The sequence below is a fragment of the Marinococcus tarijensis genome (genome assembly GCF_054971385.1).
Genome location: NZ_JBQOJA010000007.1, coordinates 59,064 through 81,802, shown reverse-complemented (window position 1 = coordinate 81,802; position 22,739 = coordinate 59,064). Strand labels below are relative to the sequence as shown.

The 22,739-nt window shown below is 50.4% G+C and carries 24 protein-coding genes and 1 riboswitch; of the genes, 20 read left to right on the top strand and 4 right to left on the bottom strand.

All coding sequences use genetic code 11. The features are described 5' to 3' along the window. Nucleotides 1-11 precede the first annotated feature (11 nt). The 6 genes from ACTTK7_RS05860 to ACTTK7_RS05835 are packed head-to-tail and all read left to right on the top strand — an operon-like array spanning nt 12 to nt 5,105. The gene (locus ACTTK7_RS05860; RefSeq protein ID WP_462866576.1) at nt 12-743 is read left to right on the top strand and encodes a class I SAM-dependent methyltransferase; all 732 of its coding nucleotides are present in this window, start codon (nt 12-14) and stop codon (nt 741-743) included. 22 nt (nt 744-765) lie between these two features. Beyond that, nucleotides 766-1,716, top strand: a complete 951-nt coding sequence (locus ACTTK7_RS05855; RefSeq protein WP_462866574.1) for an ABC transporter substrate-binding protein — start codon at nt 766-768, stop codon at nt 1,714-1,716. After that, nucleotides 1,697-2,743: a FecCD family ABC transporter permease gene (locus ACTTK7_RS05850; RefSeq protein ID WP_462866572.1), complete on the top strand. Its 1,047-nt coding sequence runs from the start codon at nt 1,697-1,699 to the stop codon at nt 2,741-2,743. The genes ACTTK7_RS05855 and ACTTK7_RS05850 overlap by 20 nt, the downstream gene beginning before the upstream one ends. Then, nucleotides 2,743-4,080, top strand: a complete 1,338-nt coding sequence (locus ACTTK7_RS05845; protein WP_462866571.1) for an ABC transporter ATP-binding protein — start codon at nt 2,743-2,745, stop codon at nt 4,078-4,080. Before ACTTK7_RS05850 ends, ACTTK7_RS05845 begins: the two co-directional genes overlap by 1 nt. 6 nt (nt 4,081-4,086) lie before the next feature. Continuing rightward, nucleotides 4,087-4,674: a cob(I)yrinic acid a,c-diamide adenosyltransferase gene (locus ACTTK7_RS05840; RefSeq protein WP_462866569.1), complete on the top strand. Its 588-nt coding sequence runs from the start codon at nt 4,087-4,089 to the stop codon at nt 4,672-4,674. After that, nucleotides 4,671-5,105 carry a hypothetical protein gene (locus tag ACTTK7_RS05835; RefSeq protein WP_462866568.1) on the top strand — a complete coding sequence of 145 codons (435 nt, stop codon included), beginning with the start codon at nt 4,671-4,673 and terminating at the stop codon, nt 5,103-5,105. The genes ACTTK7_RS05840 and ACTTK7_RS05835 overlap by 4 nt, the downstream gene beginning before the upstream one ends. A gap of 72 nt (nt 5,106-5,177) precedes the next feature. Here ACTTK7_RS05835 and serA read toward each other — a convergent pair whose 3' ends face one another. From serA to ACTTK7_RS05820, 3 genes are all read right to left on the bottom strand, one after another. Beyond that, complete coding sequence (gene serA, locus ACTTK7_RS05830; protein ID WP_462866566.1) at nt 5,178-6,794, bottom strand: phosphoglycerate dehydrogenase; 1,617 nt, start codon at nt 6,792-6,794, stop codon at nt 5,178-5,180. Between the two features lie 257 nt (nt 6,795-7,051). Continuing rightward, the gene (locus ACTTK7_RS05825; protein ID WP_022792297.1) at nt 7,052-7,543 is read right to left on the bottom strand and encodes an inorganic diphosphatase; all 492 of its coding nucleotides are present in this window, start codon (nt 7,541-7,543) and stop codon (nt 7,052-7,054) included. 121 nt (nt 7,544-7,664) lie between these two features. Beyond that, on the bottom strand, nt 7,665-7,913 hold the full coding sequence (locus tag ACTTK7_RS05820) for a ferredoxin (protein WP_462866564.1): 249 nt from the start codon (nt 7,911-7,913) through the stop codon (nt 7,665-7,667). 145 nt (nt 7,914-8,058) lie between these two features. Here ACTTK7_RS05820 and ACTTK7_RS05815 point away from each other — a divergent pair, with 145 nt between their 5' ends. From ACTTK7_RS05815 to ACTTK7_RS05795, 5 genes are all read left to right on the top strand, one after another. Further along, entirely contained in the window at nt 8,059-9,141 is a 1,083-nt protein-coding gene (locus ACTTK7_RS05815) for a YpbB family protein (protein ID WP_462866562.1), read from the top strand. Further along, the gene (locus ACTTK7_RS05810; protein WP_462866560.1) at nt 9,113-10,606 is read left to right on the top strand and encodes a RecQ family ATP-dependent DNA helicase; all 1,494 of its coding nucleotides are present in this window, start codon (nt 9,113-9,115) and stop codon (nt 10,604-10,606) included. Before ACTTK7_RS05815 ends, ACTTK7_RS05810 begins: the two co-directional genes overlap by 29 nt. Further along, a complete protein-coding gene (locus ACTTK7_RS05805; RefSeq protein ID WP_462866558.1) occupies nt 10,599-10,889 on the top strand; it encodes a hypothetical protein in 291 nt (96 codons plus the stop codon). Before ACTTK7_RS05810 ends, ACTTK7_RS05805 begins: the two co-directional genes overlap by 8 nt. A 317-nt stretch (nt 10,890-11,206) precedes the next feature. Beyond that, a complete protein-coding gene (locus tag ACTTK7_RS05800) occupies nt 11,207-11,971 on the top strand; it encodes a metallophosphoesterase (RefSeq protein ID WP_462866557.1) in 765 nt (254 codons plus the stop codon). 12 nt (nt 11,972-11,983) lie between these two features. Beyond that, a complete protein-coding gene (locus ACTTK7_RS05795; protein WP_462866555.1) occupies nt 11,984-12,970 on the top strand; it encodes a YpdA family putative bacillithiol disulfide reductase in 987 nt (328 codons plus the stop codon). A gap of 33 nt (nt 12,971-13,003) precedes the next feature. Here ACTTK7_RS05795 and ACTTK7_RS05790 read toward each other — a convergent pair whose 3' ends face one another. Next, the gene (locus ACTTK7_RS05790; RefSeq protein WP_462866553.1) at nt 13,004-13,978 is read right to left on the bottom strand and encodes an asparaginase; all 975 of its coding nucleotides are present in this window, start codon (nt 13,976-13,978) and stop codon (nt 13,004-13,006) included. A 103-nt stretch (nt 13,979-14,081) separates the two neighbouring features. Here ACTTK7_RS05790 and prsW point away from each other — a divergent pair, with 103 nt between their 5' ends. From prsW to fni, 9 genes are all read left to right on the top strand, one after another. After that, nucleotides 14,082-14,729 carry a glutamic-type intramembrane protease PrsW gene (gene prsW / locus ACTTK7_RS05785; protein WP_462866551.1) on the top strand — a complete coding sequence of 216 codons (648 nt, stop codon included), beginning with the start codon at nt 14,082-14,084 and terminating at the stop codon, nt 14,727-14,729. Between the two features lie 23 nt (nt 14,730-14,752). Beyond that, nucleotides 14,753-14,917: a hypothetical protein gene (locus ACTTK7_RS05780; protein ID WP_462866550.1), complete on the top strand. Its 165-nt coding sequence runs from the start codon at nt 14,753-14,755 to the stop codon at nt 14,915-14,917. 58 nt (nt 14,918-14,975) lie between these two features. Beyond that, nucleotides 14,976-15,084: riboswitch (SAM riboswitch) on the top strand. Between the two features lie 92 nt (nt 15,085-15,176). Then, a complete protein-coding gene (locus tag ACTTK7_RS05775) occupies nt 15,177-16,280 on the top strand; it encodes a methionine biosynthesis PLP-dependent protein (protein WP_462866548.1) in 1,104 nt (367 codons plus the stop codon). 26 nt (nt 16,281-16,306) lie between these two features. After that, nucleotides 16,307-18,148, top strand: a complete 1,842-nt coding sequence (locus tag ACTTK7_RS05770; RefSeq protein ID WP_462866547.1) for a bifunctional homocysteine S-methyltransferase/methylenetetrahydrofolate reductase — start codon at nt 16,307-16,309, stop codon at nt 18,146-18,148. 47 nt (nt 18,149-18,195) lie between these two features. Then, nucleotides 18,196-18,870 carry a flagellar brake protein gene (locus ACTTK7_RS05765; RefSeq protein ID WP_462866545.1) on the top strand — a complete coding sequence of 225 codons (675 nt, stop codon included), beginning with the start codon at nt 18,196-18,198 and terminating at the stop codon, nt 18,868-18,870. A 159-nt stretch (nt 18,871-19,029) separates the two neighbouring features. Beyond that, nucleotides 19,030-19,716 carry a (d)CMP kinase gene (cmk, locus tag ACTTK7_RS05760; RefSeq protein WP_462866543.1) on the top strand — a complete coding sequence of 229 codons (687 nt, stop codon included), beginning with the start codon at nt 19,030-19,032 and terminating at the stop codon, nt 19,714-19,716. Further along, a complete protein-coding gene (locus ACTTK7_RS05755; protein WP_462866541.1) occupies nt 19,706-20,311 on the top strand; it encodes a lysophospholipid acyltransferase family protein in 606 nt (201 codons plus the stop codon). Before cmk ends, ACTTK7_RS05755 begins: the two co-directional genes overlap by 11 nt. A gap of 63 nt (nt 20,312-20,374) precedes the next feature. Next, a complete protein-coding gene (gene rpsA, locus ACTTK7_RS05750; RefSeq protein WP_091611240.1) occupies nt 20,375-21,529 on the top strand; it encodes a 30S ribosomal protein S1 in 1,155 nt (384 codons plus the stop codon). 12 nt (nt 21,530-21,541) lie between these two features. After that, complete coding sequence (fni, locus tag ACTTK7_RS05745) at nt 21,542-22,597, top strand: type 2 isopentenyl-diphosphate Delta-isomerase (RefSeq protein WP_462866539.1); 1,056 nt, start codon at nt 21,542-21,544, stop codon at nt 22,595-22,597. Nucleotides 22,598-22,739: the final 142 nt, after the last annotated feature.

Sequence of the window (22,739 nt, the reverse complement as noted above, 5' to 3'; positions counted from 1 at the left end):
AGCGGTTCAGCATGAAAGCTTGGTATGAAGAGCACTTTCAGGAAGACTATTTGCGGGTGTACGATCACCGCGACGAAACGAAGGCGGCCAGTGAATTAAATACGATTATGGAAAAAGTCCCGTTGACTCCGGGCGCCAAGGCTATTGATCTTTGCTGTGGAAACGGGCGTCATGCCCGCTGGCTGGCGAGAAAAGGGGTGGATGTTACCGGCATCGATCTTTCGCCGGCACTGCTGAAAAAAGCAATTGAATTGACGAACGGATTGGCGGTGCAATACCAGCGGGGTGATATTCGCAACGTGCATATCCGGAAAGAATACGATCTGGCTTTTAATTTGTTTACAAGCTTTGGCTACTTTCCGGACGATGAGGAAAATGAGTTAATATTCCAGCAGGCAGCCTCTGCGTTAAAGCCGGGTGGATGGTTTGTTTTTGATTATTTGAACCCCGAGTATATTAAACAGCATATTGTTCCCCGGGATGAAACGGTGAAGGATGGACTGAAAATTTATCAGGAGCGGAGCATTCAGGATGAATTTGTCGTAAAACGCATCAGCATCGTAGAAGGAGATTCCACCAGAAGATACATGGAAAAAGTGAAAATGTATCAGGAAAGCCAGCTTCGCAGCATGATGGAAGCGCACGGCCTGAAGATACATGCTTTTTACGGCGATTACGATGCTTCTCCTTTTCAACTCGAAACTTCCCCAAGGCAGATATTTATCGCCCAGCTTGCAGAATAATAAGCAGGAAGGAAGAACATGGATGAAATTCAAAGCACTGATGATGATAATACCGGCAGCAGGGGCGCTTGCTGCCTGCAGCACTGATGAAGAAAGCGGGAGTCAGAGCGGAGACGGGGAGAGCGGTAATGAAAATACGGAAGCGATTGAAGTTACGGACGCTTCCGGGAAGACAGTCACGCTCGACGAGGTGCCCGAAGAAATTGTCAGTCTGATACCGAGCAATACAGAAATAGTGTATGAGCTGGGAGCGATCGACCGGGTCGAAGCAAGAACCGATGCGGATACATATCCGGAGGAGGTTACAGACATCGAAAGCGTCGGTTCAGGCCTCGAACCAAATATTGAAGAGATTATTTCCATGGAGCCGGACGTGGTGCTTGGCCACGCCTCCTCCGGCATTGAAGACTCTCTTTCCCAGGTGGAGGAAGCGGGCATTCCGGTAGTCACCGTGCCGGATGCGCAGTCGTTTGAAGCTGTATATGAGAGCATCGAATTGATTGGGAGCACTATCGGAGAAGAAGAGGAAGCCACGGAAGTTATCGATGGAATGAAAGAAGATGTCTCAGAAGTAAAGAAGGCGACCGAAGAAGCAGAGGCTGACCGGCAGGTGTATGTGGAAGTAGGGGCCTCCCCTGATCTGTATACCGCAGGAAGCGGCACGTTTATTGATGAAATGCTTGATGCTGTGCATGCAGGGAACGCTGCCGGCGAATTGGAGGGATGGTCGATGGTGAGCGAAGAAGAAATCATTGACGCTTCCCCGGACATCATTTTAACGACGTACCCGACAGAAAAGGAGCCGCTTGAAACGATTGCTTCAAGAGAAGGCTGGGAGACTCTTCCTGCAGTGGAAAATGAAGAAGTATACGCATTGAGCAGCGATAAAGTGAGCCGTCCGGGTCCGCGTCTTACTGAAGGGCTTAAGGAAATGGCAGAAAGAATTCATCCGGATGCGATGGCTGAAAGCTAATTACACCAGTGCTTATCTTCTGATGCTCGCAGCGTTTACCGGGGTGCTGCTGCTCGCTGTTTCCGCCGGGAGTGTAGCGGTGCCTTTGTCTGTAAGCATCAAAGCGGTAGTGAGCCAGTTTTTTCCGTTTCTTCCTGTCTCTCTTGAAACAGAGAGCGGTGCTGCGGCGATTATTCAGGAGGTGCGGCTGCCGCGGGTACTCCTGGCGTCCGCAGTAGGAGGGGCGCTGGGGCTGGCCGGAGCTGTTTTTCAGGGACTGCTTCGAAACCCGCTTGCCGATCCTTATACGCTCGGCGTTTCCTCGGGATCTTCGCTCGGGGCGGTGGCCGTATTGTATTTCGGATGGCAGATACCCCTGCTCGGCGGATTTACCCTGCCGGTAGTCAGCATCGTCTGCGGTTTTTTAACGCTTGCTGTCCTGCTTCTTTTTGTTTACTCTGTGGAACGGACTGTGCGCACCGAAACGATGATTCTTGCAGGTATTATCATCACCGCATTTCTCAGCGCATTTATGTCGCTGTTGATTGCGTTCAGCGGAGAAGAACTCCGGCAGATTATTCAGTGGCTGCTTGGCAGCGTGAGCCGCAGAGGATGGGATTATTTTCAGCTGATCGTTCCGTTTCTGCTCGCAGGAGTGCTGCTTCTGCTTCCGCATGCGCGAGCGCTCAACGCGTTTGCGTTTGGGGAGGACAGTGCTTCCTCAGTAGGGGTGAATGTACCGAGGGTAAGGCTGCTGCTTTTAATCGGCGCATCCGTACTGACAGGAGGAGCGGTCGCTGTTTCAGGCACCATTGGGTTTGTAGGGCTCGTGATTCCGCATATGATCCGGCTTTTGTGGGGGCCGGATCATAAACATCTGCTGCCGCTGTCTTTTGGCGGCGGAGCAGTGTTTTTAATGCTTGCGGATTTGGTTGCACGCACGGCGGCGGCTCCGGCAGAGGTGCCAGTCGGGGTGATTACGGCACTGGCCGGAGCGCCTGTATTTGCTCTGCTTTTATTTTATCAGCGAAGAAGGCGGTGGCAGTAATGGCGGAAATCCAGGTCGAAAACGTAACTGCCGGCTACGGGAAAAGCAGTACGGTCGTTGACCGGATCTCCTTTAACGTTGAGGCCGGGGAGATGATCGGCATCGTTGGCCCGAACGGCAGTGGAAAGTCTACACTGCTTCGTGTGATGGCCGGTCTGCATGAGGCATCGTCCGGAAGCATCCGCTATAAAAACAAACCTCTGAGCTCGTTCACTTCTTCGGAACGGGCTAAGACTGTCGCCTACCTGCCGCAGTTTGACGAACTGACAGCGGCCTATTCGGCGCGCCAGGTCGTAGAGGTGGGAAGGTATGCCTATCAAAAGGGCCTGTGGCCGGCAGCAAGCAATAAAGAAGATGAACGAGTCATTCAAAACGCGATGCAGCAGATGCACGTATGGTCCAAAAGATTTCATTCGTTTCACGCTTTAAGCGGTGGCGAAAAACAGCGGGTACTGCTTGCAAGACTGCTTGCGCAGGAACCGGAATGTCTGCTGCTCGATGAGCCGACTAACCACCTGGACATACACTATCGCATTGAATTGTTAAACTATATTCGCAGCTGGGCTTCGGAGCAAAAACGGGCCGTGGTAGTCGTAATGCACGATATTCAGGCGGCTGCTCTATACTGCGACCGGGTGCTGATGCTCTCAGGGGGCCGAACGGAAGCGTTTGATGAACCAGCGGCTGTTTTTACCGAAAAACGGCTGGCGGAAGTGTACCAGGCCGATATTTATGTCAGCCTGCAGCATGAAATAAAAGCACCAGCCGTGCACTGGAGGCCGCCACAGCCGGAAGGTAATGGCCCGGACGCACCGCTGTCATGGTCGGAAACAGCGTATCAAACCGAAGCAGTTTCGCGTACAGCTTTAAACGTGTACGCCCCTTCGTTAAAAAAACTGGTTTATGGATCGGTGCTTTCAGTGGATAAAACTAAAGGTGCTGTACATATTTTCACTGACGAAAGCCGGAAGCAGCCGGCCCATACCATCCAATGCTCCCCGGGGATGCGGGTATGGAGAAAAAGCGCAGGCAGCCGGGAGGCTGTTTTTGGATCCGGGAAGTCATGCTTTTTGTGGATCCACATGGCCGAAGGCTGGCCGGCCCAGGAGATTTCATCTTTACAGCTGTACATTCAAAGAAAGGCCCTCGAATGGATGCATGACCGCGGGTCTACCGGGCTTTCCCGCGGGACGCCCGGAGAGATTATGGTGACAGCACCGGTGAAAAAGAATGAAGTATTCCCGGAAGAACAGTTACATTGGCACTACCTTCACATCGGAGAATTGATAAAATCATTGTTAGATGAATACAATTCGGCTTCCGGACAGAAAGGGTGAAAAAACATGAAGCTGTATACGAAAAAGGGAGACCGCGGAGACACCTCCGTGGTGGGCGGAAAAAGAAACAAAGGCGATGCGAGAATTGAAGCGTTTGGAAGCTTTGAAGAAGTAAACGCATTGATTGGCAGGGCGCGGCTGATGGCGGCGGAGGAAAAAAGCGGGTCAGATCTGCAGCAGGATCTTGAGCGTATTCAGCATGAATTATTTGACTGTGGCAGTGATACAGCTGACATCCGTCCGGAAGCCGTAAAGAAGGTCACAGCTGCGACTGTGGAATGGCTCGAGCAACGGATTGACCAATACACGGAGGAGGCCCCGGCGCTGAAGAAATTTATTCTTCCCGGAGGCACACCGCTGTCGGCAGAGCTTCATCTTGCCCGTACCGTCTGCCGGCGGGCAGAACGGGAGCTTGTACGCGCAGGCGAAACGGAAGACGTCCCAGCCCCGGTGCTTATGTATATGAACCGTCTGTCGGATTATCTGTTCAGCGCCGCGAGGATTGCGAACAGCCGCACGGGGACAGCGGACGTTGAATACGAACGAAGCGCAGAAGTATTTACGACTGAGCAGGAGAGGGAAAACAAAAAATGAAGCAGCTTCCGGCACAGACTATTCAGACACAGCTGAATGGGGAGGATGTTTTCATTGACGTCGGGCTGCTCCGCTGGCTGAATGAGCAGAGCGGGCCAGTAGCACGGGACAACTGGCTGCTTTCTGCATGTTTGTTTTTTCTGACCCGCCTAAGGGTGCATGGACGTATCCGGCTTGATGAGGACGGGCATATCCACCGGCGCTTCTGGAAAGTCATGGAGAAATCGCTGAAATTGGAGAAGCACGGTAAGCATATCAAAACGAAACATATTTTTATCTACTGCTTTTTGGAGCAGCTGGCCATGCAGAAGCAGTGGATTCAAAAGGACGGGGATTATGCATTTATTACCCGGAGCGGCGGTGCTTTTTTGAACGAAAGCCGGGAAAAGCAGCTTAACGAGCTGCTTGGCTATTTGTGGCCGAAATCATAAGGGAAGAATTCTTTCTCAATGGAATAAACATATAAAAAGACGCGCCCGCGGGCACGTCTTTTTATATTATTGCTACAGTTCAATCGTATCGGCAAGAGAAATTTCTTCAATGGATGTTAAATCCTTTACCACATCCTGGTTGGCTTCACGGTCAACGGCGAGCATCATGATAGCTTCCCCGCCTTCCTCGCGGCGTCCCACCTGCATGGTGGCAATGTTGATCTGGTGCTTTCCGAGAATTTGTCCCATCTTACCGATAACCCCCGGCTTATCCGTATGCTGGATATAAATAAGGTGGCCGGTCGGATAAAAGTCGACATTAAAGTCATTGATACGTACAATGCGCGGGCCGTATTCCTTCACATATGTGCCATACAGCGCAAACGAACGGCCTTCGCCTTCGACGGTCGCCTGAATCAGGTTGGAGTAGCCAAGCGACTGGGAGCCGAACTGCTCTCCGTAGTCAATGCCCCGTTCCTTGGCGATCGTGGAAGCATTCACATCATTGACCGGTGCGTCGATGCGGCTCTGGAGAAAGCCGGCGAGAAGGGAGCGGGTCAGAATAGATGTTTCAAGGTCAGTGACATTTCCGCTGTAGCGCACGTTCAGCTCCTGAACAGGCGTTTTTACGCTCTGGGACATGATATTACCCATGCGGCGGGCAAATTCATAGTACGGGCGTATCGCTTCAAACTTTTCTTTCGACATAGTCGGGAGATTAATAGAATTTAGGGCAGGGAGTCCCTGCAGAAACTGAAGCACTTCGTCTGAAACCTGGGAAGCAACGTTTAACTGGGCTTCTTTTGTTGAAGCCGCAATGTGCGGCGTGCTGACGACCTGATCAAATGCGACGAGTGGATTTTCATTCGCCGGCTCCTCTTCGTAAACATCGAGAGCCGCGCCTGCCACATGGCCGCTTTCAAGATAATGAACGAGGGCGTCCTCATCAATAATACCACCGCGGGCGCAGTTTAACAGCATAACCCCGGGCTTTGTTTTGCCAAGGTTCTCGTGGCCAAGCATGCCCTTTGTATCTTTGGTGAGCGGTGTATGAACGGTGATTACGTCCGCCTCCCCGAGCAGCTCTTCAAAGCCCCGGAGATCTACGCCCATTTCGTTTGCCCGTTCTTTTGTCAAAAATGGGTCATATACGATGACGCTCATTTCAAAGCTCTGGGCCCGTTTGGACAGCTCCGAACCGATACGGCCAAAGCCTACAATGCCAAGCGTCTTTCCGCGAAGCTCTGTACCCTGGAAGCCCTTACGGTTCCATTCACCGGATTTTAATGAAGCGTTCGCCTGTGGGATTTTACGGGCGAGCGAAGCCATCATTGCAAATGTGTGCTCGGCCGTGGAGATGGTATTGCCGTCCGGGGCGTTAATGACCACAATCCCTCTTTTTGTGGCGGCATCAATGTCAATATTATCGACTCCGACGCCGGCACGGGCTACAATGCGGAGGTTCGGCATGGAATCCATTACTTCCGCTGTGACAGTCGTACCGCTGCGGACGAGCAGGGCATCAAATGAATCGAGTCCTTCTGCATCATCAACGTGCTGTTGCACGCACTGTACCTGATCGCTCCCAAGCAGCGGCGACAGGCCCTCGCTGCTCATCGAATCGGATACAAGTACACGAAACGTCTGATTGCCGGTCATTGTTTCTTCTTCGTTCATAGTTTTCTGCATGTTACTCCACTCCCTTGTTCGTTCATTCACAAAAAGTCCGTTGACGTTTTGTGCTTTAAATGCCCAAATGTATTTCTCTGGAGGACAAATGTCTACGCGTAGTTGGAAAGAACTTTATCATACTCCAGTACAGGTGTCAATTTACCTGACGCCGCTGAACATACGAAAAGAGACTGGTATTCAGCCTCTTCGGTTTCGCGCATGTATAAAAAACCGGCGGCAGCAGAAAAATATTCCGCTGCCGGCCCGTCTGATAATTACTGGTTATTATAACGGTCGATGGATTCCTGTACAAGCTTAGCTGCTTCTGCTTCGTTTTCCCAGCCGCCGATTTTAGTCGTTTTCTTTTCAAGCTCTTTGTACGTCTGGAAAAAGTGGGAGATTTCGTCGAGCTTGTGCTGCGGCACGTCGTCAAGCGTGGTTACTCCTTCAAAACGTGGATCCTCCGTTGGTACAGCCAGCAGCTTCTGGTCCTCGTCCCCATCATCGATCATGTTTAAATAGCCGATGACCCGGGCGTCGATGACGCAGCCTGGAAATGTTGGATTGGTAACGAGTACAAGTACGTCAAGCGGGTCTCCGTCGAGCGCAAGCGTGTCGTCGATGTAGCCGTATTCCGCTGGATAAAACATCGGGGAGAAAAGCACGCGGTCGAGTTTAAAGACCCCTTTATCTTTATCAAATTCGTATTTGTTCTGGCTGCCTGTCGGAATTTCAATGAGCACTTCCACTTCTTTGTTTTCTGCCAAGGCAATCTCCTCCTTCAATATGTATAGTAAACATCTCCTGCATTATAGCAGGAATGAAACACGGAAGAAAGGCAGGGAACAGAATCTGTAAAAAACCCCCAGCAGCCTGGGGGCACGGTGCTTATTCGAATTTAAACGGGTCACCGCCGAACGGTTCCTCCGCGACTTTGATGGAATCGGTCGGGCAGCCTTCATAAGCGTCGATCATATCTTCTTCAAGGTCGTCCGGAATGCTCTCTGTGCCCTGGTTATCATCGACGATGTTTTCGGCCAGGCCTTCCTCATCGTAATCGAAAATATCGGGAGCTGCTGCCCCGCAGGCACCGCAGGCGATACATGTATCTTTATCAACAATGGTGTATTTCGCCATCTGTGTCCCTCCATGTGATCGAATATCTATAAACTTAGGCCCTTGAGTGAAGAGCGTCGTAAGGTCTATTCCATATTGTATTTCTTCATGATAAACTTTTCAACAGATATGAAATGCCCCGCACAGCCTAACGTGTGGCATTTTGATGAACGAATGGAAAGGAAGAGGCGTATTGCTGTTTCAAGAGGCGATGATCCTGATAGCATTAAAAAGACTCCGCGGAGAACGTACAGACGCTTCTGCCTACCACCTTTTGTCTGGAAAGCGCTCCTCCCAGACGATCACGGATGCCAAATGGTTTCAATCAAAGGACCTGTTCGGGGCGCTGCCCAGGCTTGATAAGCCAAAGTTTGAACACATTACCGCCTCTTTTTATCAACGCGGCTGGCTAAAGGCCGGAGGAGTACCGGGCGCAGAGGCTTCCGCTGCCATTGAGTCTTGGGAGAAATTCCTGGAAGAAGCAGGCTTTGACGGATGGGCGTACCGCGACACGGGACGGCAGTTTTGGAGAAGGATTGCTTTATTGATTCAGACGCTCTCCCACCTGTATCAGCAGAAAAAACAGTTTGTTCCTATTATTCAGGACGTGGCAGCACAGGAGTGGGTAAAACAAAAGCTGGCGGCCTGGGGACCGGAAAGATACACTGCCATGAACAGGCTTTATGAAGAAATAGAGAGCAGCCTGCATGAACTGAAGGAGATACAGGCATTCATATTTGTATACAAGCTGACGGGAGCGGAAACTCTCGGTAAAACAACAGAGCAGATAGCGCGCATCCAGGGGATGGAAAGTGCCGAAATTGAGTATTTGTTTCAGGGCACGGTGCACACCTTAATAAAAGAAGCGGAGAGCCGGCCGGGCACCGTTCTTTATGAATGCCTGGATGCCGGAGGAAATCCTCAGCTTACTGTCACCGCCGAAAAGACGCTTGATTTTATAAACAGAGGCCTGTCGCTCGAGGAGATCGCCCGTGCCCGCCGTTTAAAGGAAAGTACCATTGAAGACCATTTTGTGGAAATTGCCGGCGAGGTCGAAGGGTTTTCCATTGACCATCTGGTTCCGCTAAAGCAGCAGGAAGCCATACGCCGGGTGGCTGCTTCTCTTGACACGTTTAAGCTGAAGGCGCTGAAAGAACAGCTGGGCGGGGATGTGACATATTTTGCGATCCGGCTTGCACTGGCAAAAGGAGGGGGAAAAGGTGAGCGAAAAAACAGAAGCGCTGAATAAATACTTTGGCTTTCCTTCTCTGCACGAGTACCAGGAGCCGATCGTGGATGCGCTGCTTGCAGATACGGATACTCTGGCTGTCCTGCCGACTGGAAGCGGCAAGTCCATCTGCTTTCAGCTGCCCGCTTTAATGAAGAGCGGCCTGACAATTGTCGTTTCTCCGCTTCTGTCCTTAATGGATAATCAGCTCCAGGAGCTGTGGGCGAAGCGTATTAAAGCAGCTGCCGCCTACAACAGCTTTATGAGCCCGGAGGAGAAATCCCGGGTGCTCAGCCGGCTTTCGTCATTGAAGCTTTTGTATATTTCTCCAGAAGCTCTCTCCCTGCCGTTTATTGTAGAGCGGCTGAAGAGTGTAAAAGTTTCAATGATGGTAGTGGATGAGGCTCACTGTATTTCCCAGTGGGGGCATGAGTTCCGGACGGATTATCTGAAAATCGGACCGGTTCGGCAAGCACTGGGACGTCCATGTATGGCAGCTTTTACGGCAACAGCGACTCCGGAAGTGCAGCTGGATATTAAAAAACAGCTGCAGATGAAAGCGCCGGAAGAATTCATTCATTCGGTGGATCGCGCAAATATTGCTCTGTTTGTCCAACGGTGCATGAATGAGCGGGAAAAGAAAAAAGGGATGGTCGATCTCGTTCAGAAAGCTCCCGGTCCCGGCCTGGTTTACGTATCGAGCCGGAAAAAATGCGATGAGCTTAAAGCGCTGCTCCAGGAAAAAACCTCCCACCGGGTGGAGGCTTACCACGGCGGACTTGAAAATGAGGCCAGGCTAATGATCCAGCAGCAGTTTTTACACGGCGACCTGGACGTCATAGTGTGCACAAATTCCTTCGGCATGGGGCTGAATAAAGCTAACGTCGAATTTGTTCTTCATTATCATTTTCCAAAAGATGCAGAATCATATATTCAGGAAATCGGAAGAGCTGGAAGGGATGGAAGACAGGCATGGGCAGCTGTGCTCTACCTGGAGGAAGACATCATTATTCCGCAGATGCTGATGGAAGCAGAGCTCCCCCCTGTGAATGAACTCGGCTCCGCATTGGGTGCGGCAGCCCAAAGCAGCCGGGGAGAAATAACAGATGACCTGATAAACAGAATGGGATGGACAGAAACTGCCGCCCGCTTTCTTACGTACTATCTTGAAAAGTATCCGGGGAAATCAAAGGCAGAGCTTCTGGAAGAATTGGAAAAGCAGGTGCAGCAGCGATCGTTTGAAAAGCAGAAAAAGCTGAAGGTTATGATACAATGGTTAGAAAATAACGAAGCCTGCCGTAGACGTTTATTGCTGCAGGTTTTTGGGGAAGCTTTAATGAAACGTCCCGAACCCTGCTGCGATATGTGCGGGCACAGGCTTCCTTTTCGTGAGCATCAGGGAGCGGAGAAAGAAAAAGAAACAGCCCCGTGGGAAATACGACTGCAGGAGCTGTTTTTCGGAAGGGAGAGAGCGAAGCATGAATAAAACACGTATGGAAAGGCGAAACGCCGGTACGGAGGAAAATGCAAAGCATCCGGACGCAGACCGGAGCCGCCTCAGCCGCCGTCGTGGTGGTGCAGGTGGGGATACTTCGGATGAAGAGGAGCACCAGGAGGCTTTAAGGCGTTCACGCTACTCCGGAAAAGAGGAGGAACCGGAAGAAGAAGAGAGTCCAATGCTGACTCTTCCCCATACGCTGTTGGCCGCGTTTATATTGATTGTCATTACCGCCCTGGCATCCCCGTTCATCATAAGTATGTTTCAGTAGAAATGAACGCGGCAGACGTTTCTGTCAGCGGTGAAGATAAAAGAAGGCCGACAAAACAGGCAATCACGCCAGCAATCATTAATACAAACGGCCAGGTGAGCGGTTTTTTTCTGAATAAAAAATATAAAAGCAAAAAAAAGCCTCCTCCAAATAAAGCGGCTCCTGCTAAAAAGACAATAAGATCCATCGTTTAAATACCTTCTTTCCGGTCAATTTTTCCCTTACATAAGTATAGCGGAGATAAACGGTATGCGTATACTCGTTTTTAAATTGTCCGGAAACGTTCAAATTTTATAAAGGAAAAGAGGGGTTCCATCTTGAAAAAATGGCTGCTGGCTCCTCTTCTTTTTTCTGTGCTGTGTGCCGGCAGAGTCCTGCAGGAAACATGGCAGAATAAAGTAAGAACTCATGAGCTTGAATATAAAAATCTGCCGCCGGAGGTGGAGGGCTGCTCCATTTTTTTCATCACCGATATTCACCGCCGGCGGGTGTCGCCTGCATTGTTCCGGCAGCTTGAACGGGAGCCTGATCTGGTTATCATTGGCGGCGACCTGACCGAGCTGGGTGTACCGGCTGAACGTGTCAGACAGAATCTCCGCCTGCTCCGCAGTCATGCTCCGGTCGTGTTTGTCTGGGGGAACCACGATCTGCAGGTGGGCCGCAGATGGCTGAGGCCGCTTCTCCATCAGGAGGGGATTGAAATTCTTGAAAAACATGCATACAAGTTAAAGGAAAGTAATTTTACGATCGCTTCCTTCGGAGAGGAACGCTTTTACGAATCCTACCGTAATCCGGCACTTATGCCGGAGGCAGACCTGCTTATTGCCCACAATCCGGAAGCTTATTACCGGTACGGCCCTTTTTCCGAACGGGCCGCTTATATGCTTACCGGACACACCCATGGCGGTCAAATCCGGCTGTTCGGCTGGGGGCCGAAATTAAAGGGAGGCTGGTACAGTGAAAAACACCAGGCTTTGTTTATCAGCAACGGCTACGGCACGACCAGCATACCGATGCGTCACAATGCCCCGGCGGAAACGCACCTGTTTGTGCTGACAAACAGTCATTCCAACTGTGAATAAAGGAGTATGAATATGAATGAACAAGTAATTATTATTGGGGGCGGACCCTGCGGTCTGGCGGCAGCGATCGCATTAAAGCGCAGGGGAATTGATGCAGCCATTATCGAAAAGAAAAATATTGTCCACAGCATTTATGAGTACCCTGTACACCAGACGTTTTTCAGCTCTGCGGATAAACTTGAAATCGGCGGCCATCCTTTTCCGGTTGTAGACCGGAAGCCCCGGCGCCAGGAGGCTTTAGTTTATTACCGCAAAGTAGCGGAAGCGGAAAAACTGCGTATTTATAATTACGAAGAGGTGCAGACGATCCTGGAAACGGAGGATGGTTATCTGGTGCAAACTGAAACGCTGCAGGGCTGGACCCGGGAGTGGGAAGCTCCTCATGTTATTATAGCCACCGGCTACTATGATAATCCAAATCATATGGGCGTGCCTGGAGAAACCCTGCCGCATGTAAAGCATTACTTTGAAGAAGCCCATCCTCATTTTAATCAGAAAATCGTTATCATCGGCGGAAGAAACTCAGCTGTAGATGCGGCTCTTGCCCTTGAGCAGGTGAACGCTCAGGTGACGGTTCTCTACCGGGGAGAGGAGTATTCCAAAAGCATTAAGCCGTGGATCCTCCCTGATTTTCAGGCGATGGTCCGGCGCGGCGCAGCCCGAATGGAATTTGAATCAGACGTCGTGCGTATTGAGCCCGACCAGGTCATTTATGAACAGGGGGGCACCTCCCATTCCGTGCCGGCTGATTTTGTTTTCGCCATGACCGGCTATCATCCGTCGAGAGCTTTTTTCCGCCAGCTCGGTATTGCTGTGGATGAACAGTCGGGCCGTCCGTCCTTTGATGAGGAAACGATGGAAACAAACCGGGAAAACGTTTATATTGCGGGAGTTATAGCCGCAGGGGATGAAGCGAATGAGATATTTATCGAAAACGGGCGCTTTCATGGAGAAAAAATAGCGGAAAATATAGCACGAAAAAAAGCCACTTCGTTTTAATAAACTGGTGGCTTTTTTAGTGTACAGGGTATGCTACTCAATGTTTTCAAAGCAGTCGCGGATAGCTTGGAGCGGCCGTTTTTCATCGAGGGCAGCGAGCAGCTTCAGGCGCGCCTTCTGGCCGTTCAGCCCGTTTGTAAAGATAACGCCCTTTTGCTTCAGCTGGTAGCCGCCTCCTTCATAGCTGTAGGTAGCCTGGACGACACCGCTGTGGCAGCGGGAGACGAGGACCACGGGCACCTGTTTGGCGATCGAATCCTCAAGGAGCGGCACGATGGTTGGAGGAATGTTGCCCTGGCCGAATGCTTCAACAATAATACCGTCAAGCGGCTGGTCGAGCAGCGGGGAAAGCAAAGCAGCATCCATGCCGGCTGCCATTTTTAAAAGGAGAACCTTCTTATTCATATTGACCGGCGAAAAATGCTCGCGACTTGCCGGGTAGTGATGGATAAATATTTCGTTGTTCGTCACAAAGCCAAGCGGACCGTATTGAGGACTCTGAAATGTGGCAATGTTGGACGAATGGGTTTTTGTCACGTTTTTTGCAGAATGGATCTCTTCGTTTAAAACGACGAGAACGCCGATACCCCGCGCTTTCTCGCTTGCGGCAGTACGGACAGCCGCCAGGAAATTCTGGGGGCCGTCAGCGCTGATTTCATTGCTTGAACGCATGGCGCCTGTCACTACCACCGGCAGGTCTTTGTCATGAAAAAGATCGAGCGCATAGGCAGTTTCTTCCAGGGTGTCGGTGCCGTGCGTAATAACGACACCGTCATATGTATCCCCGGAAAGCTTTTCAAGCATGTGCTCGTGTAAAGAAAGCATGTGCTCCGGAGTAATGTGGGGAGACGGGAGGTGCAGGAAATCGCTCGTAACAATTTCAGCGATTTGATTGGCGATGCGGCTCCAGTGGCTTAAAGGGTTGTGAAGCCCCGGCTCCACACCGCTTTCCTCCGTCTGGGTCATGGCGATCGTGCCGCCTGTGTGGATAACTAGTATTTTTTTCATTTCAATTCCTCCTCGTCGGCCGGGCTGTGGCTGGCTTGATTCTTTTACGAATTTGAACATAGCATGATACGATACGTTTAACAAGAGAGGGTGAGAACGAAAGGTGATCGCACTGATTATGGCGGCTTTGGCACCGGCTGTTGCTTTACTGATATATTTCACATTAAAACGCCGGGCGGACGTGGAACGGAGGCTGCCGGTCATCCGTGCGTTTGTCATAGGGGTGCTGATTGTATTCCCGGTGCTTGTGATCGAACATGCGCTTGAAACAGAAGGGGTAAGCATGCCGCTTTTTGCGGCGCAGTATACCCAGGCTGCCCTGCTTGAGGAAGGCATCAAGTTTTTCCTCCTGTATACGTTTGTGCTTCGATTTGCCCCGATTAAAAATACTTACGACGGCGTTATTTACGGGCTGTCCCTGTCGCTTGGCTTCGCTTCGCTTGAAAATATCCTGTACTTAATTGCAAACGGCATTGAAACGGCTGTCACGAGGGCCCTGCTGCCGGTAACGGTGCACGCGCTCCTGGGTGTGATTATGGGTTACTATGCGGTATCAGCGAAGCGCGCCTCCCGTTACGGCAGGCGCATCTTCTCTTTTTTTCTTGCTCTTGCGATTCCGCTTATCTTCCACGGGCTGTACGACTATATATTAAGTGCTTCTTTAGGCAACATTCTGTATTATCTTATTCCGTTCATGCTATTTTTGTGGTGGTTTGCGTTGTCGAAAGCAAATAAAGCCAATGCGAAATAACAACTCGAAAGGACGAAGCTACTATGTCAGAAGACCGCCGTTACCGCGTTGTTATCCGCTGTCCAAAATGCGGGGAAAAGTACATTCTCCGCGGCAGAAAGAACAAGGCCGGGGAGATGAAAACGGGTTTTCGCCGCTGCGTCTGCGGCAATGAAAACCAGCTGCATGTTGATATTGCACCGGAATAAAAAGGTTACTTGCAATATCGATTCGTTTCATGTACTTTGGAAAGTAATCATATAACGTTTCTTATCAAGAGAGATGGAGGGATCGGCCCTTGGAAGTCTCAGCAACCAGCCGCAGGTGATGCGGTCAGGTGCTAACTCCTGCAAGCTCTGTGCTTGCGAGATGAGAGGAAGTATTGCATGCCAAGGTCTTCTTCTGTCTAAGGAAGAAGGCCTTTTCGTACATTTAATGCATTAATTTTAAAGAAATGAGGGCTGTGACATGTCAAAGCAACTGCAGATAGAAACCATCCTGGCACAACTGGGTAATAATTCCGACCCGCGGACCGGAGCGATCAATCCTCCTGTTTATTTTTCCACAGCGTATAAGCATACGGGCATTGGAGAATCCACAGGGTACGATTATTCCCGGACAGCCAACCCGACGAGAGACCTGCTTGAAAACGGTATCGCCGCGCTTGAAGGAGGTAAACACGGGTTTGCCCTCAGCTCGGGGATGGCTGCGATCCAGACGCTGTTTGCGATATTTGAAACCGGTGATGAAGTGATTGCAACAAGCGACATTTACGGCGGGACGTACCGTCTGTTCGAAGAAGGGTGGCGGCACTGGGGCGTCACGGTTACATACGGTGACCCTAGGGATCTCGAAGCATTTGAGCAGCTGATAACAGATAAAACAAAGGCGCTGTTTATTGAGACGCCGACGAACCCGCTGATGCACGAAGCGGATCTGAAGGAGCTTTCGCTGCTTGCGAAAAAGCACGGTGCCTGGCTTATCGTGGACAATACGTTTTATACCCCGGTGCTTCAGCGTCCAATAGAGGAAGGTGCTGACATTGTGGTTCACTCGGCTTCGAAATATTTAGGCGGCCACAATGATTTGATTGCCGGACTGATTGTATCCAACGTAGACGAGCTTTCTGAAAAAATTGGGGCACTTCAAAACGGTATGGGAACAATTTTAAGCCCGTTTGATTCCTGGCTGCTCATGCGCGGGATGAAAACCTTGAATCTCCGCATGAAGCAGCATACAGAAAACGGCAAAGCAATCGCAGAGTATCTCAGCGGTCACGAAAAGATAACAGACGTACTTTATTCGGGGCGGGGAGGCATGCTTTCCTTCCGTCTTGAAAACGAAGAGTGGGTGGATTCATTTTTACGAAACATTAAAATTATCACATTCGCAGAAAGTCTGGGCGGAGTCGAAAGCTTTATTACGTACCCCGCCACGCAGACGCATGCAGATATGCCGGAAGCAGTACGGGTCCATAACGGTGTGGATAACCGCCTGCTCCGCTTCAGTATCGGCATAGAGAATAAGGACGATTTAATTGAAGATCTCGAACAGGCGCTCAGAGCGCTGTAACTCATAGGCAGGAGAGGGGCAAAGCTATGAACGTACTCGAAAAACTCGATTCCTCGATTTTGATCGGCGATGGGGCCATGGGCACATATCTTTACCAGAAGGGCTATAAGGGCTCGTTCGAAGCTATGAATTTGACGGACCCTGAGGCGGTGGAGCATGCTCACCGGGAATATGCAGAAGCCGGGGCGGATATTCTGCAGACAAACACCTACGCAGCGAACCGGGTGAAGCTTGAAGGCTACGGCCTTGAAGATAAAGTACAGGATATTAACCGGGCCGGCGTGCGGCTGGCGAGGAATGCTTCCGGCGGATCGGCGTATGTATTTGCTACAGTCGGAGGGATAAAAGGCGTTCAGGTGAGCGAACATTCAGATGAGTTTCTGAGTCAGGCGCTGCAGGAACAGGTGAATGTCTTTTTGGCTGAACCGGTGGATGGTCTGCTGCTCGAAACGTTTTACGATCTCCCCGAGCTTCTGCAGATTGTCCGTTACATCCGCAGTAAAGATGAAGAGATTCCTGTAATTGCCCAGGTGGCGCTTGGGGATGTCGGCGTCATGCACGGGGGAGTGCAGATCAGTGAAGCCTTCAGCCGGCTCGAGGATGCCGGCGCTTCAGTGGTGGGACTCAACTGCCGGATGGGTCCGTATCATATATTGAAATCGCTTGAGCAGGCGGAATTAACCGGACGGGCCTATTATTCCGCTTATCCCAACGCCAGTCTTCCAAACTGGTATGACGGTCGTTACGTGTACCAGTCCAACCCTGAGTACTTTTATAAGCAGGCTTTCCGTTTTAAAGAACAGGGCATCCGTCTGATAGGCGGCTGCTGCGGCACGACGCCTGAGCATGTCCGCATGATAGCGGAAGCCGTTAAACACGACGTTCCGCAGAAGACGAAGCGCCCGGTAAAGGTGGAGGCCCCGGCGGCTGAGGCGACAGCCGATAAGGAACCGTTTGTGCCTCTCCATGAAAAAGTAAAAACTGAAAAAACGGTCATCGTGGAGCTTGACCCACCGAAAAAACTGAAAACAGGAAAATTTATACGCGGCTCCCAGGCGCTCCATGACGCAGGAGCGGATGCAGTTACGCTTGCCGATAATTCCCTGGCATCCCCCAGGATTGACAATCTCGCAATGGGAGCGATGCTCAAGCAACAGACCTCTGCCAGACCGCTTCTGCATATCGCCTGCCGGGACCGGAACCTGATCGGCCTGCAGTCCCACCTGCTGGGGCTTCATACAATAGGCGTGCGGGATCTGTTGGCGATTACCGGCGATCCTTCGAAGGTTGGGGATTTTCCAGGAGCGAAGTCTGTATATGACGCGAACTCCGTATCCCTTATTTCCCTGATACGGGAAATGAACGAAGGTCGGCTGTTTTCCGGGAAGTCCCTTGGAGAAAAGACGAATTTCTCCATAGGGGGAGCGTTTAACCCGAATGTGCTTCATATCGATAAAGCTGTGAAAAGGCTGGAAAAGAAAGTGAATGCCGGGGCGCATTATTTTATGAGCCAGCCGGTGTATGATATTGAACGGATTGAGACAATTCATGAAGCGGTCAGGGGACTAGGGGCGCCCGTGTTTATCGGCATCATGCCTCTTGTGAGCGCCGGAAATGCAGAGTTTCTTCATAACGAGGTGCCAGGCATTCAATTGACGGAGGACACGCGAAAACGGATGGCGGCCTGCGGGGAGGATGCTGAAGCAGCCCAGCGGGAAGGTATCGCTATCGCAAAAGAACTGATTGATGAAACGCTCCGCTATTTTAACGGCGTTTATTTAATTACGCCGTTTCTGCGCTATGAAATCACAGCCGAGCTGACAAAATATGTGCGGGAGCAGGCTGGTGCCGGTGCAGCAGAAATTTAACACTTTTTCTTTTTATCCGATATATATAGTAAAAGGGGTTTTAGCTATTGTACGAGATTGGAAGCGTTTGGCACCTGCATGAAAACATAAAAACGAAAGAGCCACATGACAACGATACCCAATATAAATCCCAGCTGCTTGATGCAGATGAACATACGTTCACGATTGCTATGCCTGCAGAAAAAGAGACTGGTAAAATTATTTCCTTTCAGGCAGGCAGAGCAGTCCATGTATGGTTTGTCGGGGAGGACAGTGCTGTTTATTCGTTTCGTTCTAAAGTGCTTTCCCGTCAAAAAGGGCACATACCAGCCCTGATCATTGAACGGCCTGTGAAAAAGGAATGGCAGCGAATGCAGCGCAGAAACTATGTGCGCGTGGAAACAAGCGTCAATACAGCTGTGCACGGCCATTACCGCCCGTTCACCACGGTGACGGTAAATGTGAGCGGCGGTGGATGCATGATCGTCGTGCCGCCAAAAGCAAAGCTGCTTGAAGATGAACAGGTGCAGATCACGCTCGCTTTCCCAATGGAGGACGGGGCGATGCATTACCTGCATTGCACTGCTGCGGTTAGAAGAGTACTGGAAAAAGAAGAGCGCCGGCCGAAGCGGGCAAGCATGGAGTTTTTGGAGCTGGCCGAAAAAGAGCGGCAGGCAGTAATCCGGTACTGCTTTGAACGGCAACGCTCCCAAGCGAAACATGAAAAACGAATCGGAAGCTAGTATGTTAGACCGCTGAAGCGGTCTTTTTCTTTTTGTAAAGTACCGGGAAATGAAAAGATCGGCAGGTGCCATATATGCAAACGGGACGAAATATGTTAGTTTTGAAAATGATGAGCAGATGCTACATGTTCAACAATCTAATGGGCGGGGTGCAGGAGGATGAGGAAAATCAATATTGCGATTGACGGACCGGCCGGTGCTGGAAAAAGCACTGTATCGAAAGGATGTGCCGTGCAGCTTGATTATACATACATCGATACAGGAGCAATGTACCGGGCGCTGTCGTTAAAGGCGCTGCGCACAGGCACGCCCCTGGACGACGGGGGAAAAATGACGGAACTGTTAAAGGCCGCCAGCATCCGTCTTGTCGGTAACCCGAAGGTGAGCGAAGTATACCTCGACGGGGAAGACGTGTCTGAAGCTATCCGTACAAGCGAGGTGGACAGTGTTGTATCTCTGACCGCAGCCCACCTTGGTGTACGTGAGGAAATGGCTCTGAAGCAGCGCCGGCTTGCGGCAGAAAAAGGGGCGGTGCTCGATGGCCGGGATATCGGCACTACCATTCTTCCGGATGCGGAATTAAAAATATTCCTGGTTGCTTCAGCAGAAGAGCGTGCACTTCGAAGGTACAAGGAGGTGCAGGAGCGTGGCACCCCGGCGGATTACGATGAAATTTATGAAGCGATCATTCACCGGGACGAGTTCGATAAAGCCAGGGAGCATTCACCGCTAAAAAAAGCAGAGGATGCTGTGGAGATTGATACGACTGCTCTTACCATCCCGGAAGTTATCACCAGGATCACAGCGCTCGCAGAAGAGAAGGTGAATCAGTCTCATGATGTATAATATCGTAAAGTATTCTGCTTACTTTCTTGCGGCTATTTTTATGCGTGTCCGGGTGACCGGAAGAGAGAACGTGCCGAAGGAAGGGCCGGTTCTGATCTGTTCGAATCATATCAGCAACTTTGATCCGCCGCTGCTTGCCACTCATATTCGCAGAAAAGTGCACTTTATGGCTAAAAGCGAATTGTTTAATAAAAAAATTCTGGGTTTTATTATGTATTTTGTCGGAGCTTTTCCCGTCCGCAGAGGCGTGGTAGACCGAAAGTCATTAAAACAGGGAATTCAATTTTTAAACGAGGGACAGGTTTTATGTCTTTTTCCTGAGGGTACTAGGAGTAAAAGCGGGGAAATAGGAAAAGGATTAACCGGCGCCGGTTTTTTTGCTCTCCGTTCAGACGCAGCAGTGGTTCCGGTTGCTATCAGCGGCCGTTACGGGCTGTTCAGGCGTGTGAATGTAGTGATAGGCCGGCCGGTGCCCATGCAGGACCTTCGGACGAATAAAGCAAAAGCTGAAGAAGCGACCGAAGTAATCATGGAAGAAATTAAAGCCGTTCATCACCAGGCAAAGACAGGCACCAGCCAGCTGCAGTCCGGTTAATACTTTAAAATCCCCAAAAACCCCATAGACAGGATTTAAGGACACTGAAGGAGGCAATGGTCAATGGCAGATGAAATGAACAACGAACTTGAAGGTATGAAAGAGTTTAACGTGGGAGATATCATTACTGCCACAGTAACAAAGGTAGAGGAAAAACAGGCGTACGCGGATGCCGGTTATAAAGTAGATGCGGTAATTCCGATCAGCGAACTATCAAGCCTGCACGTAGAAAAAGTAGACGATGTGCTCAAGGAAGGAGATCAGCTCGAATTCAAAGTAACAAAAATGGAAGATGATGAGCTGGTTCTCTCCCGCCGGGCAGCACTTGCTGATAAATCCTGGGGCGAGCTTCAGGAAAAGTATGAATCCGGCGATGTTATTGAAGCCCAGGTGGCTGAAATTGTCAAAGGCGGGCTTGTGGTCGATCTAGGCGTGCGTGGCTTTATCCCGGCTTCGCTCGTGGAAAGATATTATGTGGAAGATTTTTCAGATTATCAGGGAAAAACATTAAGACTAAAAATTGCAGAAATAGATCCGGAAGAAAACAAGCTGATTTTATCTCAGCGTGCCGTTCTGGACGAGGAGGCCGAAGTGAAAAAGAAAGAAGTGCTTGAAAACTTGAATGTAGGAGATACGGTGAAAGGAACAGTGCAGCGCCTGACTAACTTTGGCGCATTTGTGGATGTCGGCGGTGTCGACGGTCTTGTCCACATTTCGCAGATGGCTCATCACCGTGTAGAATCACCAGGAGAAATCGTCAATGAAGGCGATGAGATCGAAGTAAAAATCTTAGCTGTGGATCCGGACAGCGAAAGAGTTTCTCTGTCGATTAAAGATACGCTTCCTGGACCATGGACGACTATTGAAGGACAAATCGAAGCCGGGGATGTTATTGATGGTCAGGTGAAACGACTGGTCAGCTTCGGCGCATTTGTTGAAGTGGCTCCCGGAGTGGAAGGTCTTGTCCACATTTCCCAAATCGCGAACCGTCATATCGGAACGCCGGGAGAGGTGCTTGAAGAAGGGCAGGCAGTTACAGCAAAAGTACTTGATATTAACCCTGCCGAGCATCGTATTTCCTTAAGCATCAGAGAACTTGAAAATCCTGAAACCAGTGATTCGAAGGTTCAAAGCGAATACGAAGCACCGGAAGAAGATCACGCAGGCTTCTCCCTTGGAGATATGGTCGGCGATCAGTTGAAAAAATATAAAAAGTAAGGAGATTTGCTTGTGTCGCGGGCTAGGCGGAAACAAGATCACATTGAATATGCTTTATCCACAGGTTTTTCAGCCGAAAGCAGTTTAGATGACATTCAATTTGTCCATCAAAGTCTGCCTGACTCAGCTTCTCTTTATACAGATGCATCAGTAGAAATCGGCGGACTTTCGTTAAGTTCGCCGATTCTTATTAATGCAATGACGGGTGGAGGCGGCGAAGAAACAGCCGCTGTTAACGCGTCACTGGCAGAAGCTGCAGCAGCAACTGGTGTTGCTATGGCAGTCGGATCTCAAACATCGGCCATCAAAAATGAGCAGGAATCCTATACATACAAAATCGTACGGAAAAAAAATCCTGACGGTATTATTTTTGCCAATACAGGAAGTGAAGTAAGCGTGGAGCAGGCTGCCCAGGCGGTTGAAATGATTCAGGCTGATGCTCTTCAGATTCATTTGAATGTCATTCAGGAGCTTGTTATGCCTGAAGGGGACAGGGATTTTCAGGGAGCCCTGGACCGGATTGGGCGTATCGCTAATGAGCTTTCTGTTCCGGTAATTGTAAAAGAAGTAGGTTTTGGCATTTCTTTTGAAACGGCAGCCAAGCTGCGCAGCTCCGGAGTAGCCATTATTGACGCGGGCGGCAGTGGAGGGACGAATTTTTCCATAATTGAAAACAAAAGACGGGATCGTCCATTTGCTTTTTTCGATCAATGGGGTATCCCGACAGCGGCTGCCATCGCCGAAACCGTACACGCCTGGCATCCTGGCAGTGTTATTGGCTCAGGAGGTGTAAGGCACGGCCTGGACGTCGCAAGGATTATTGCACTTGGAGGCAGTGCCGGCGGAATGGCTGGCGCCGTCCTGCGGGAAGCGAAGGACAGCGGAGCAGAGGGCGCTGCTTCTTTTCTCCGGCAGATACAGGAGGAATTGAAAACAGTAATGACAGCGGTTGGGGCACAAAACATTAATGAACTTCAGAAGGCTCCCATTGTTCTGCGCGGAGAAACGGCCCACTGGCTGAAAGAGCGCGGCATTGACACTTCTTTATACAGCCGGCGTTCGATATAAATTAAGTAAAAGCAACCAGGCGCATTTTACGTGCCTGGTTTTTTCCTTGCTTTACCCGCCGGATACAAATTTGGGGGAGAGGAACGGATCTGTTTCATGTTATGATAATGAAGATAGATTTAGAGACAGAAAGGAATCAAAA